The organism is Celeribacter persicus (assembly GCF_003050785.1).
GTDB lineage: Bacteria > Pseudomonadota > Alphaproteobacteria > Rhodobacterales > Rhodobacteraceae > Celeribacter > Celeribacter persicus.
The window spans coordinates 457,282-470,143 of record NZ_QAOH01000001.1; the positions used below are offsets into that span (position 1 = coordinate 457,282).

The following is a 12,862-nucleotide window of genomic DNA, read 5'->3' on the forward strand; positions in this document are numbered from 1 at the left end:
AAGACACCAGAGGAACGGGGCGCGGCGGCAAGGCAGCGCCCCTTTTAGCGACGTCCCTCTCGCAGCCACGCACCCACCGACAACCCGGCCAGAAGTACCAACCAGACCCAGCCCGGCAGCACGGGCACCAGACGGGTCGATTGTGTGACATAGGCCTCGCGCGGGGTGATCCCCATCCAACCACGGCCCGCTGCAACGCGGCCTTCGGGGACGGTCCGGATCGTGGGCAGGCCATCCGAAAGCGCGAACACACCGCCGCCGGAAGCCTTGATCACCGGGGCGAGTTTGTCGCCCGTGGCGATGGTTTCCTCGAACTCGCGCGGGGCCGCCGGGCCAAGGACCATGACGGCACTCTGGTCGCCCTCGCGCAACCGGTAAAGCCCCATCTCGCCATCGGTCATCTCCGCCACAAACCGTCCGGGACTGGTCTCCTCCATCGGGATCTCGGTCACGGTGCCGTCAGGGGCCTCGACGGTGACGGAACGTGCGCCTTCCGAGAGGCTGCGACGGGTGATGATCAGAGTGTTACCCTCAGCGGTGGCGGTCAGGGCCTCTTCCTCAAGATCGGGTTCCTTCATCATCCAATGCGCAAGGCGGCGCAGCAGTTCAAGCTGCGGCCCGCCACCTTCGACACCACGGGTCCAGAGCCAGGCATGATCGGAACCAAGCACCGCAACACGTCCCTCACCCACCCGATCAAGCACCAGCAAAGACCGCCCATCGACGCCGGACATCACCGTTTCGCCGGTCTCGCCGGGGTCCAACTCGACCTGCCGGAACCAGCGCCCCCATGTGGGATCGTCCTCGGCGGAGTGAAGCCCTCCAAACCCTTCGGTCACCGGATGGCGCGCCCCGAGATCGGTGAGACGCGGCAGGAAGGGTTCCGCGGTCACCCGGCCCGTGGGCGCGGCGGGAATGACGCGGGCGAGCGGGGAACGATAGAGGCTGTCGGCACTGGCGAAATCGGGACCGGCAGCGAAAAGCACAGCCCCACCGTCTTCGACATAGCGGGCAATGTTGTCGAGATAGGATGCGGGCAGAATGCCGCGCAGCTTGTAGCGGTCGAAAATGATCAGGTCGAAATCGTCGACCTTCTCCATGAACAGCTCCCGTGTCGGAAAGGCGATCAGCGACAGTTCGGTTACCGGCACACCGTCCTGTTTCGAGGGCGGGCGCAGGATGGTGAAATGCACCAAATCGACGGACGGATCAGATTTCAAAAGGTTGCGCCAGGTACGCTCGCCATTGTGCGGCTCGCCGGAAACCAGAAGGACACGCAACCGGTCACGCACGCCATTGATCTGAACCATGGCACTATTGTTGCGGGTGGTCAGCTCGCCGGGGGCTTCGGGCAGGGTGAACTGGATGACGTTCATGCCCCCATGCGCCAGCTTGAGCGGCACGTCGAGGGGGCGACCGATGGGAACGGTAAAGCGCTCCGGCGCCTCACCGTCGATGGAAATCATGAGATCGGTCAGCTCTGGCAGTCCAGTGGGCCGGTTGCCCTGATCCTCGACACGAAGTTTGAGCGTGACCGCCTCGTCGAGAATGGCGAAGGAAGGCGCGCTTTCAATCACCAGACGACGGTCCCAATCTTCGGGCTCACCGGTGAGCAGGAGATGCACCGGAGCGGGAAAATCGGGAACGATATCGACATCGTGGAGCTGACCGTCGGAGAGGAGGAAAGCACCGGCCAAACGCCCATGCGGCTCATCGGCCATGGCGTCAGAAAGCGCGGTCATCAAAAGCGTACCGCGATTGTCGGGCGCATCGCCCAGTGTGATCACCCGAAGCTCGGTGTTGGGAAGGACGGACAGGCGCGCCTCAAGCGTGGCTCGTGCTTCGGCTAGTTGGTTTGGGCGGCTGGAAAGATTCTGCGAGGCACTTTCATCGACCACAAGGAAGACGATGTCGGAGAGCGGATCACGCTGTTCTTCTCGCAGCGACGGGCCGGAAAGGAAGGCGAGGATCCCCAGAGCGGCCAAAGCCCGGAAGGCCCAGCCGGAGAGACCCCGGTACGCAGCAAAAGCGATCAGAACCACCGCAAATGCGGCCAGAACCGCCAGCACGGACCAGGGGATGAGCGGGAAGAAAGCGAGATCGCGGATCATTGGCCCAACCTGTCGAGAAGTGCGGGAACATGGACCTGATCGGATTTGTAATTGCCGGTCAGCACATAGATCACGAGGTTGATGCCAAAACGATAGGCCATTTCCCGTTGCCGTTCACCCGCGAAACCACGCCCCACGGGCAGCATCGGAAAGCCGGTGTCATCCACCGCCCAAGCCGCCGCCCAATCGCCACCGCCAATGATCACGGGCGTCACATTGTCGTTGAGATTGCGAAAGGGCATACCCTCAGCCTGTTCTGTGTCGGGCGAGGCCTCGACCCAAAGCGTGCCCTCGGCGTGACGGCCCGGAAAATCCCGCAACAGGTAGAAAGCACGCGTGAGCACATGATCCTCCGGGATCGGCTCCAGCGGCGGAATGTCGAGCGAGCTGGCCAGCGCCTGAAGCCGTGTGCCAGTGGGCGTGGCGGTGCCGAAAGCGGCGACATCGGCATCGCGCGTGTCGAACACGATGACGCCCCCGGTGCGCAGATAGGCGTTGAGTTTCGTGTAAGCTGCGGCGGAGGGCATCGGCTGATCGGCGGTGACCGGCCAGTAGAGCAGCGGAAAGAACCCGAGCGGATCGGTTTCGAGATCAATGCCCATGGGCGCCGCAGGCTCGACGGAGGTACGCGCGGTGAGCATGTCGGACAGGCCCTGCAACCCGGCCTCGGAGGTTCGGTCGAGCGTGGCGTCACCGGTTTTCACATAGGCGAGCGTCAACTCAGATGAGGCGAGAAGGGCGAAATCGTCGGGGCTTTGCGCACGCAGGTCCTGCGGGCTCAGCGCCAGCGCCAGAAGCAGCATCGGCACGGCACGCGCCCCGAACAGCCGCCCCGAAAGCCAGAGCGAAGCCAGTAGATCGGCACCGAGAAGCGCCAGCGCGGCAAGCAGAAGCGGGGGAGAGAGCGGGTGTTCACGGGCCGCCGTCACACTGCTCAAGGGCACATCGGAGGGCCATTGTGCGGCGGTCAGCGCCTCGCCTTCCGCCATCACGTTGAGCGCCCGAAGCGCATCGCGGCCCTGATAGAGCCCCGGCGGCGTGGCGCGGGAAGCATGGGCCGTGGCAAAAACCTCTCCCGTGACGGGCGGTAAGGTGCCCGCATCGGTTAGCGTACCGAATCCGTCCATCAACTGCTGCGGCTGGAGGCTCTGACCGGTGAGGTCATCGGCCCCCAGAAGCGCCGATTGCGATGTGACGGAGAGCCGATCTAGCATCGACACGAACAGCCCCGACAAAGGCAGAGTGGACCATTCCGCATTGGCGGTAACGTGGAACAATACGACCTGTCCCTGCCCCACGGTTTTGCGGGTCACGAGCGGCGTACCATCTTCGAGCGTGGCGATGGTACGGGCGGCCAGTTCGGGATCGGGCTGGGCCATGACTTGGGCGTTCACCTCGACATCTTCGGGCACAGGCAGGCCGTAAAACGGCGAGATCTCGGCGAAGGGGCGCAGGCGTTTCGGCTCGCCCCAACTCATCGCCCCGCCAAGCGTCCGCCCGCCCGCGCGCAGACGCACCGGCATAAGCGGATCTTCGTCGTCGCGCGCCACATCGGAGGCGGCCAGTTGCGGTCCGGCGAAGCGCAGAAGCAAACCGCCCTCGTTGACCCAATCGAGCAGATCCGCCGACTCACCTCCCGACAGTTGCGCCACATCGGCAAGAACGATCACATCCGGATTGGCCATGATCAGATCGGGCAGCGCGCCCTCGACCACATCGGCCTTATCGAAAAGCGCGGCGCGCAGGTAATGCAACTGCGACAAAAGTTGCAGCCCCTCGCCGCCTTCGCGCACGGACAAAAGCCCGACCTCACGGCGCCTGAGGCTGTCGTCGGTGAGGCGTTTGGCGCCTGCGGAACGCACGCCTTCGATCTCGAAGCGGCTCACACGGGCGCGCAGTTCGGGGGGGAGATCGAAGATCACCTGTGTCGTGGGACCACCAAGCGAGACCGCCTGCCGCGCCAGTTCGCGCGCCACACCCGCCGGATCGGTGCCATGGGCGATGACCGTAACGTCCTGCGGTTCGTTCCCGGCGCGCAGCACCGGCAAGCTCACGCCCTCATCAATGAGCGCCAAAGGTCCGAGCGCCAGAGGGGTCCGCCCGGTTTCAAACACGGAAACGAGGCCATGGGATTGCAGAAGCGACAGGATACGATCCCGCCCGGCGCGCGCCAGACCGTCGGAAAGCCAGAGCGTCTCCACACCGTCCGGAAGCGTGGCAAGCGCACCGCTCAGTGCGTCCATATCGGGCGCGAAACCGGCGGGTTTGATCCCGGCCAAACGCGGGCGCCAGTCTGCGGCGGAGAGAAAAGCACAGCCCTCGGCGGGAATGTCGCTTGCGGACAGGATGCAGACAGTGCGCCCGTCGACCTCCGCCTCATCCAACGCCTGCCCCACACGCCCCATGCGCAGGGTCCAGTCAGGGGCAGATGCCCAACTCGCGTCCATCAGAACCAGAAGCGGCCCGGAACCGCCGCGTTCGACACGCGGGTTCAGGACAGGGCCAGCGAAAGCGATAATGAGGGCCGCTACGGCCAGCATCCGCAGGAGCAGGAGCCACCAGGGCGTGCGGTCGGCCTCCACCTCTTCGTCCTTGAGCCCCAGAAGCAGCGCGACACCGGGAAAGCGGCGCCTGATCGGCGCGGGCGGCACGGCGCGGAGCAGAATCCAGAGGATCGGCAGCAGCGTAAGCGCGAGCAACACCCAGGGCGCAGTGAAACCGATGGGGCCGAGAATCCACATCAGCGCGGGCCCTCCAAAGCCTCGTAAAGCCACAAAAGCGCAGGCAGATCGGCCCCGTTCGTGTGATGCGTGGCAAACCGCCAACCCGCATGATGCGCGATACGGCTCAGGTGATCCTTGCGCTCGGCGAGGCGTTCCAGATAGCGGCCCCGCAAATCGCCCGCCCGCAGGGTTTCATGCCGCAGCACACCGCCCATGGAGGTAAACACAGTGCGGCCCTGATAGGGAAAGGCCTCTTCGACGGGATCGAGAATTTGATAGAGCACGCCGGAAATGCCGCGATCAGACGCCATGCCAACCGCTTCCTCGATAGCTTCGATGGGACCGAGGAAATCCGACAGGAACAGCGCGCGGGAATGCGGCAGGAACAGGCGCGCATCCGGCGCACCATAATCGGCATCGCCCGACTGAGACAGGCCCTCTGCGATCCGGCGCAGTTGCAACGCGCCGATGCGGGGCGGCGTGCCGAGGGACGCAAGCGCCACCCGCTCACCGCCTTTCATTAGCAGGATCGACAGCGCCATGGCCAAGAGAGCCGCACGGTCGGATTTCGGCGGGATCGCCTTGCCGGAAGTGAACCCCATGGAGGCCGAGAGATCGACCCAGAGATGCACGGATTGCGCCGCCTGCCATTCCTTTTCGCGCACATAATGCCCGTCGGAGCGACCGGAACGCCGCCAATCAATCGCCCGCCCCGGATCACCCGCTTGCGCCGGGCGATATTGCCAGAACTCGTCACCCATGCCGGATTGTCGCCGCCCATGCCCACCCATCAAAAGCGCACGGGCAAGCTGTTCGGCCCGCGCCTGCAAAGGCGGCAAGGCGGTGGCAAGCGTCTCAGCGCGGGCGCGCAGGGCGGCGGGGGCGGGGTGATCGCTCACGCGGCAGACCGGGCGTCCATGGCGGAGGCGGCGACGGAGGCAATGATGGCTCCGAGATCGTCGCCACGCGCACGGGCGGCAAAGGTCAGCGCCATGCGGTGGATCAGGACCGGGCGCGCCATAGCAAGCACGTCTTCGGTGCTGGGCGCGAGGCGACCATCGAGCAAAGCGCGGGCGCGGGTCGTCAGCATCAGCGCCTGCGCCGCGCGCGGCCCCGGCCCCCAGGCGACGGAGGCGTTCACCATCTCGGGCGCCTCAGATTCATTCGGGCGACAGGCACGCACCAGATCGAGGATCATTTCGACCACCTGCTCGCCCACCGGCATCTTGCGCAGGAGCGCCTGAGCGCGGATCAACTCTTCGGCGGTGAAGACCTGATGCGCCTCACCCTCGTCCGCGCCGGTGGTGGCGATCAGAATGTCGCGTTCGGTGTCACGGTCGGGATATTCGACGTCGACCTGAACAAGGAAGCGGTCGAGCTGAGCCTCGGGCAGCGGATAGGTGCCCTCCTGTTCCAGCGGGTTTTGCGTGGCGAGGACATGGAAGGGCGCTTCGAGATCGTGCGGTTGACCGGCGATGGTGACGGATTTCTCCTGCATCGCCTGCAAGAGCGCGGATTGCGTCCGGGGCGAGGCGCGGTTGATCTCGTCGGCCAGAAGGAGCTGACAGAACACCGGACCTTCGATGAAACGGAAAGCGCGGGACCCGTCGGGGGCGGTTTCCAGAACCTCGGAGCCGAGAATGTCGGCGGGCATCAGATCGGGAGTGAACTGCACCCGCGCACCCTTGAGTCCCATGACGGTCGAAAGCGTATCGACAAGCCGGGTCTTTCCAAGCCCCGGCAGCCCCAGAAGCAAAGCGTGACCGCCGCAAAGCATGGAGGACAGAACCAGATCGACCACGGTTTCCTGACCGATGAAGCGGCGAGTGATCGAGGCTTTCGCCTTGGCAAGTTTCGCGCCCAGTGCGTCGATCTCTGCGGCTAGGTCAGTTTCGGTCATGTCGGTTTCAGTCACGGCTTCACCTCCGATGTCATTCCATGACACTATTAAGGACGCCCCAAGGCAAAAGCACAAATGACAAAAGGGTTAAGAGGAGGAATTTCCGATGACTGTTTCCGCAGAGAGCATTGCAGCGGCGATCAGGTCGGCGGAAGGCCGCGGATTACCCCCCGTGGAGCGCTGGAATCCGCCGTTTTGCGGCGATCTCGACATGCGGATTGCCCGCGACGGAACGTGGTATTATCTCGGCGCGCCCATCGGACGCGCGCCTTTGGTCCGGCTGTTCTCGACCGTGCTGAAACGCGAGGGGGAGCGTTATTTCCTTGTCACGCCGGTGGAAAAGGTTGGAATCACCGTAGACGATGTACCGTTTCTCGCGGTCGATTTCGACGTGGAGGGTGAAGGCGAGGCGCAGGCCCTCACCTTTCTGACCTCTGTCGGCGACAAGGTTACAGCAGATGCGGCACACCCGATCCGGGTGGAGACCCGTGATGGCGAACCCGCCCCTTATGTCGAGGTGCGCGCAGGGCTTGAGGCACTGATCGACCGCAAGAGCTTCTTTCGCCTCGTTGACCATGCCACCACGCGGGAGATTGACGGCGAGGCGGTTTTCGGCGTCTGGTCAAGCGGTACGTTTTTCGAAATTGCGAAAGCCACCGATCTCGACTGATGCCCAAATTCGCCGCCAACCTGTCCTTTCTGTTCAAGGAATACCCGCTTCTGGACCGCTTCGCCGAGGCGAAAATGGCCGGATTTAAGGCGGTCGAAGTGCTTTTCCCCTATGCCGAACCGGCCTCGGAGATTGCGAAACGCATGGCCGATCTCGACCTCAAAATGGTGCTGATCAACGTGCCGCCGCCGAATTATACCGGCGGCGAGCGGGGTTTTGCGGCAGTTCCGGGACTCGAGGAGCGCTTCAAACGCGACTTCAAACGCGCGCTCCGCTATGCGGATTTCCTCAGGGCCGACCACATGCATATCATGGCGGGCAAGGCCAAGGGCACGATGGCGCTTGAAACCTACAAGCGCAATCTGGCCTGGGCGGCGCAGGAAGCCCCGCACAAGAGCCTGACCATCGAACCGATCAATACCGGGGATATGCCGGGTTATTTCCTCGACGATTTCGATCTTGCGGTGGAGGTGCTCGACGCAGTGGCGGAGTCGAACCTCGGGCTGCAATTCGACGCCTACCATGCGCAGACCATCACTGGCGATGCGATGGCGGCCTGGGAGCGCTATGCCCCCTATGTGCAGCACATCCAAATCGCGGGCGCGCCGGAGCGGCATGAGCCGGTGAAAGGGTTGATCGACTACCCGGCGTTTTTCAGGGCGGTGGACGAGAGCGGCTATTCCGGTTGGGTCTCCGCCGAATACATGCCGAAGAAACGCACCGAAGAGGGGCTTGAATGGTTCCGCAAGGCCAATACTCAGGCCAAAGGCTGAAACCCCGGCGCCTCTCCGGCGCATCCCGCACCCGGAGCCTCGACCTCAAGCGTGGAATGGGCGATGCCAAACCGCTCGCGCAGGAGCAGTTTCACATTCCCCAGCACATCCGAGGGCTCACCCGCGATCACCACATGAGCCTCGACCGAGGTGCGGTGTTCGTCGATCTGCCACAGGTGGACATGATGCACATCCTCGCCCCCGGCCACCCCGGCCATGGCATTGGCCACCTCGCCCGCGCGCGTTCCGTCGGGCGCGCCGAGCATCAGGATGCGGATCACCGGACGGACCTCGGAGAGCGCGTGCCAGAGAATGTAGAGCGAGATCAGGATGGTCAGAATCGGGTCGATCAACCGCCAGTCCCACAAAAGGATGACCACACCGCCGACGATCACCGCCACCGATGTCGCCGCATCCGCGAGATTGTGCAGGAAAGCGGCCCGGATATTGAGACTGTCCTTTGAGAGCGCCCATGTGAGCGCCGCCGTGACCAGATCGACGATCAGAGCGATGCCCGCAATGATCACCACGGTCCAGCCCGCGATCTCAGGCGGATTGAACAGACGCGAGACACCTTCGGCAAAGAGATAGACTGAAATCACCACGAGCGTGGTGTAATTGACCATCGCCGCCACGACCTCCGCCCGCCCGTAGCCAAAGGTCATCGCACCGTCACGCGGTCTGCGCGCGATCTTGCGTGCGCCAAAAGCGATGACGAGGGATATGGCATCCGACAGGTTGTGGATCGCATCGGCGATCAGCGCCATGGAGCCGGAAACCACACCGCCGACGATCTGCGCCAGCGTCAGAAACAGGTTGACTGCGATAGCGATCGCGACGCGCGCATCGCCCGCATCCGGGTCGATGTGATGATGATGGTGGTGCGCATGGGAATGATGATCGTGAGGCATGAAGCTATCCATGCCCGAACCGGCATGAAAAGCCAGAGGAAATTCCGACGCAGTGGAAACGAAATACCTGACCAGGTGGTGCGGGCGCTATTGTTACCGGCCAGACGCTCAAAATGCTTCACTTATGTGTGATATTGCACATTGCCTTAATTTTCACATCAATAAAAAGAATTTACAGATTTCCAGTCGAAATCTCGAATATTTGATCAAGTTTTTTGCACATATATAGGTTAATTTTTCAATATTAGTTCTTATTTACACAATCAACACAAATCCCTAAATCTATTTTCATCGAACGGCGCAAAAACACACAGTCAGCGCCAAACTTACACAACCAAACTTATAAAAGGACCAAAACAATGACCTTCTCTCTGAAAACTCTCTCCGCCGCCGCTGTTATCGCCGTTGCCGGTTCCGCCGCTTTCGCTGGCCCGAACTACATCATCCCCGGCAGCCAGAGCGGTCTGCAATCCGTGGCCACCGTCGACCTCGTTCGCGCTGATGAGAACGCCACGCTCCAGGTTTACGATTTCCACACCGGCGAACGTGGCGTCCTGCTTGGCTCGACCAAGGTGCATGCCGGTGCCAACACCGACGTGAAAGTGCGCCTGTCGCAGAAACCGCTCTCCGACGTGGAATTCGTGCTCGTTGGCAACAACAACGCACCGCTCGCGATCAAAACCGCTGACACCTACCAATAATCCGAGGATATGAGCGCCTTCGGGCGCTCCCTCCCCCACGACACAGACAGCAAAACGCCGTCGGGAAACCGACGGCGTTTTTTAATCTCTGCACGACTTCAGCACACGGGCAGCGTAAGGTTCAATCCCCGAGTTTCGCGTGAACCTCATCGAGATCGACCTCCCCCATGGGCATCTTGTTCCCCGGATTTTCAAAATCGTATTTGAAAAGCTGGAAATCCTTTTTGTAGATTTCCCACATCAGATGCATTGAGAGATCGTCGAAATAGTCCTCGACCGGATGCAACCGTTTCGGCCCATGCCCTTCGGATTCGTTGAAGCGTGGGATTTTCGCGAGATCGACCTTGTGCGGCGTCTCGATGTGATCGAGCACATCCTGCATGCCCTCGTTGAATTTCTCGGTGAAGAAAATCCTGTCGTATGTTCCGCCGTTCACGATGAAAGTCGAAACATGCCCCGCCATGGAGGACCAGTGAATATCCGGGTCCATCGGGCGCCGCCAACGGATCGTATCACGCACGAACAGAAGAAAGCGGCGAAAGCTGGCAATCTGGTCGAACTCCTGCTTGCCGTCCTCACCGCCAACCTCGATGCCGTATTTCTGGATGAGCTGCGGGACGAGATTGCCGCGATAGCGTCGCCCGTTGCGCTGAATGCCACAAATCTTGTCGAAAAACGACGACAGAACACGGGTATAAGGGTTGCGCACACAGGTAAAAGCATAGGATTTATGCGCGCGGACATTGGCCTCGATCAACTCCTGACTGCCGTCCTGGGCCCATTTGTGCATGCGGTCCTTGCTGTCGTGGATGTCACCATTGAAAAACTCGCCATGATCGGAATAAAACATGATCTGACCGATGGTCGAACAGGCACATTTGGGGACGACACGATAGACCACACTCTCGCTCTCGGTCATCCAGGTTCCGGGAAAGCCCATATTTACCACAACTCCATTTATGCCGTGCCACTCGACAGCCTTTTCGCTTTAAAAGCAAATTACCCTTGATTATTCAATGATTGGTTACGCTTATATGCGAACAATGCGTCAAAAATGAGGTTATGGTTTCCAATATGGCACGAATTGCCTTCATCCTGTTGTGCCATAAGGACCCGGAGGCGATCATAGATCAAGCCCGGCAGTTGACCCGTGCCGGCGATTATATCGCCATCCATTTCGACGCGCGCGGCGGCAAGGAGGCGTTCGAGGCGATCCGCGCGGGGCTCAAGGACAACCCCAATGTCGCCTATGCCACGAAACGTATCAAATGTGGGTGGGGGGAATGGAGCCTTGTTGAGGCGACACTTTACGCCATCGAAGCTGCCGAAGCGGCCTTTCCCCGGGCAACGCATTTCTACATGCTGTCGGGCGATTGCATGCCAATCAAGAGTGCCGAATACATCCATGATTATCTCGACCGTGAGGATGTGGATGTCATCGAGAGCTTCGACTTTTTCGAAAGCGACTGGATCAAGACCGGAATCAAGGAAGAGCGGCTGATCTATCGCCACTGGTTCAACGAACGCACACACAAGTGGCTGTTTTACCAAAGCTTCTGGATGCAGCGCCGACTTGGCCTTAAACGCGAGATTCCCGAGGATCTGCAAATCATGATCGGCTCGCAATGGTGGTGTCTGCGGCGTCGCACGATCGAGTGGATTCTCGACTTCACCCGGAGCCGCAAGGATGTGATGAAGTTCTTTCGCACCACATGGATTCCCGACGAGACGTTTTTCCAGACCCTCGTGCGCCATCTGGTGCCGGAAAACGAGATTCGAGCCCGCACGCTCACCTTCCTGATGTTCACCGATTACGGCATGCCCGTGGTGTTCTACAACGACCACTACGATCTTTTGCTATCGCAGGATTATCTCTTTGCCCGGAAAATCTCCCCCGATGCCAAGGAGTTGAAAAAACGCTTGGGCGATCTGTTCGCCGCCACCGGGATGGAATTCCAGATCTCCAACGAAGGGCGCTCGCTCTTCACCTTCCTCACCGGGCGCGGACGCGACGGGCGGCGCTTTGCCCAAAGATTCTGGGAAACCGAGAGCACACTGGGACGGGATCGCGAACTTCTGATGATTGTCTGCAAGAAATGGCACGTCGCCAAGCGGCTGGTCTCGCAGATCAAGGAACACTGCGACATTCCCTGCCTCGAATACCTGTTCAACGAACAGAACACCTACCTGCCCGATCTCGGCGGCATCGAGAAAAGCCTTGAAAAACGCACGCGCCACCGGCGGGCCTGGGTACGCATGCTGTTCGACTATTTCGATGCCGACAGGATGGTGGTTTGTCTCGACCCGCAGGGCATCGACCTAATCCGTGACTTTTATGCCGACCGCTCCGGCACCCGCATTCTCGAAATCGACTGCGAGTTCACCGACGACTATCTGAGCGGTCATGCGAAACGCACCGGGCTTGCGGGCGATCAGACCCCGGAGGAGGCGCTCAGGCGCCTGTTGCCGACGATCCGCGCCGACATCAACCATGAAAGCGATCGCATCCGCGATGCCGAATTCGACAATTACGAGCGCATCTCGCAATCCAGAACGCCAGAGGAAAACGCACGCCCCCTTGCACGCTTCCTCGGGATTTCCGAAGATGCGGCGCTCGAGATCGTCTCGATGCACTACCTGTTTTCCGACTAATCGAGGACGCCATGCCCTACGCCTATGACGACCAGAATATCTTTGCGAAAATCCTGCGCGGCGAAATTCCCGCGAAACCGGTTTTCGAAAGCGAACATACGCTGGCCTTCCCCGACATTTCCCCCAAGAAGAAAGCCCATGTTCTGGTGATCCCCAAAGGGCCCTACCGCTGTTACGACCATTTCGTGCAGGCGGCCTCCGATGCCGAACAACTCGATTTCTTCAAATCCGTCGCCAAGGTGGCCGAGCTTATGGGCGTCGCCGAATCCGCAGGCGGTGAGGGCTTTCGTCTGATCACCAACTCGGGGGCGCATTCGCATCAGGAAGTGCCGCATTTTCATGTGCATCTTCTGGGCGGAGAACCCTGCGGGCCTCTGGTCTGCGATTGAAAATGACACCTAGAATGAGAAAACCCCGCCAC

At 61.1% G+C, this 12,862-nt stretch carries 11 protein-coding genes; 5 read left to right on the plus strand and 6 right to left on the minus strand.

The window, feature by feature from the left end; genetic code table 11:
* Positions 1-44: 44 nt before the first annotated feature.
* From C8N42_RS02330 to C8N42_RS02345, 4 genes are read right to left on the minus strand one after another with little or no spacing between them, the layout of a single operon-like run.
* Entirely contained in the window at positions 45-2,111 is a 2,067-nt protein-coding gene (locus tag C8N42_RS02330) for a hypothetical protein (RefSeq protein WP_107814911.1), read from the minus strand.
* Positions 2,108-4,852 carry a DUF4159 domain-containing protein gene (locus C8N42_RS02335; protein ID WP_107814912.1) on the minus strand — a complete coding sequence of 915 codons (2,745 nt, stop codon included), beginning with the start codon at positions 4,850-4,852 and terminating at the stop codon, positions 2,108-2,110. Before C8N42_RS02335 ends, C8N42_RS02330 begins: the two co-directional genes overlap by 4 nt.
* Positions 4,852-5,733, minus strand: a complete 882-nt coding sequence (locus C8N42_RS02340) for a DUF58 domain-containing protein (RefSeq protein ID WP_107814913.1) — start codon at positions 5,731-5,733, stop codon at positions 4,852-4,854. Before C8N42_RS02340 ends, C8N42_RS02335 begins: the two co-directional genes overlap by 1 nt.
* A complete protein-coding gene (locus tag C8N42_RS02345; protein ID WP_107814914.1) occupies positions 5,730-6,734 on the minus strand; it encodes an AAA family ATPase in 1,005 nt (334 codons plus the stop codon). The genes C8N42_RS02340 and C8N42_RS02345 overlap by 4 nt, the downstream gene beginning before the upstream one ends.
* Before the next feature lie 106 nt (positions 6,735-6,840).
* On the opposite strand from C8N42_RS02345, the gene C8N42_RS02350 reads away from it, so the two are divergent.
* Complete coding sequence (locus C8N42_RS02350; protein WP_107814915.1) at positions 6,841-7,404, plus strand: DUF1285 domain-containing protein; 564 nt, start codon at positions 6,841-6,843, stop codon at positions 7,402-7,404.
* Positions 7,404-8,177 (plus strand): hydroxypyruvate isomerase family protein, encoded by a 774-nt coding sequence (locus C8N42_RS02355; protein ID WP_107814916.1) that lies wholly within the window; start codon positions 7,404-7,406, stop codon positions 8,175-8,177. Before C8N42_RS02350 ends, C8N42_RS02355 begins: the two co-directional genes overlap by 1 nt.
* Here the strand turns inward: C8N42_RS02355 and C8N42_RS02360 are convergent.
* The gene (locus C8N42_RS02360) at positions 8,162-9,088 is read right to left on the minus strand and encodes a cation diffusion facilitator family transporter (protein WP_107814917.1); all 927 of its coding nucleotides are present in this window, start codon (positions 9,086-9,088) and stop codon (positions 8,162-8,164) included. The genes C8N42_RS02355 and C8N42_RS02360 overlap by 16 nt on opposite strands.
* 359 nt (positions 9,089-9,447) lie before the next feature.
* Here C8N42_RS02360 and C8N42_RS02365 point away from each other — a divergent pair, with 359 nt between their 5' ends.
* A complete protein-coding gene (locus C8N42_RS02365; protein ID WP_107814918.1) occupies positions 9,448-9,789 on the plus strand; it encodes a hypothetical protein in 342 nt (113 codons plus the stop codon).
* Between the two features lie 121 nt (positions 9,790-9,910).
* Here the strand turns inward: C8N42_RS02365 and C8N42_RS02370 are convergent, their stop codons facing one another.
* Entirely contained in the window at positions 9,911-10,729 is an 819-nt protein-coding gene (locus tag C8N42_RS02370; protein ID WP_107814919.1) for a sulfotransferase family protein, read from the minus strand.
* Between the two features lie 134 nt (positions 10,730-10,863).
* Here C8N42_RS02370 and C8N42_RS02375 point away from each other — a divergent pair, with 134 nt between their 5' ends.
* On the plus strand, positions 10,864-12,441 hold the full coding sequence (locus tag C8N42_RS02375; RefSeq protein ID WP_107815065.1) for a DUF5928 domain-containing protein: 1,578 nt from the start codon (positions 10,864-10,866) through the stop codon (positions 12,439-12,441).
* Between the two features lie 11 nt (positions 12,442-12,452).
* Positions 12,453-12,830: an HIT domain-containing protein gene (locus C8N42_RS02380; RefSeq protein WP_107814920.1), complete on the plus strand. Its 378-nt coding sequence runs from the start codon at positions 12,453-12,455 to the stop codon at positions 12,828-12,830.
* The last annotated feature ends 32 nt before the right edge of the window (positions 12,831-12,862 follow it).

Excerpts from the sequence above, each read along its gene's own strand:
- C8N42_RS02375 (WP_107815065.1), top strand. The coding sequence starts at position 10,864 with ATGGCACGAATTGCCTTCATCCTGTTGTGCCATAAGGACCCGGAGGCG.
- C8N42_RS02350 (WP_107814915.1), top strand. The coding sequence starts at position 6,841 with ATGACTGTTTCCGCAGAGAGCATTGCAGCGGCGATCAGGTCGGCGGAA.
- C8N42_RS02330 (WP_107814911.1), bottom strand. The coding sequence starts at position 2,111 with ATGATCCGCGATCTCGCTTTCTTCCCGCTCATCCCCTGGTCCGTGCTG.
- C8N42_RS02335 (WP_107814912.1), bottom strand. The coding sequence starts at position 4,852 with ATGTGGATTCTCGGCCCCATCGGTTTCACTGCGCCCTGGGTGTTGCTC.
- C8N42_RS02360 (WP_107814917.1), bottom strand. The coding sequence starts at position 9,088 with ATGCCTCACGATCATCATTCCCATGCGCACCACCATCATCATCACATC.
- C8N42_RS02370 (WP_107814919.1), bottom strand. The coding sequence starts at position 10,729 with ATGGGCTTTCCCGGAACCTGGATGACCGAGAGCGAGAGTGTGGTCTAT.
- C8N42_RS02380 (WP_107814920.1), top strand. The coding sequence starts at position 12,453 with ATGCCCTACGCCTATGACGACCAGAATATCTTTGCGAAAATCCTGCGC.
- C8N42_RS02355 (WP_107814916.1), top strand. The coding sequence starts at position 7,404 with ATGCCCAAATTCGCCGCCAACCTGTCCTTTCTGTTCAAGGAATACCCG.
- C8N42_RS02345 (WP_107814914.1), bottom strand. The coding sequence starts at position 6,734 with ATGACCGAAACTGACCTAGCCGCAGAGATCGACGCACTGGGCGCGAAA.
- C8N42_RS02365 (WP_107814918.1), top strand. The coding sequence starts at position 9,448 with ATGACCTTCTCTCTGAAAACTCTCTCCGCCGCCGCTGTTATCGCCGTT.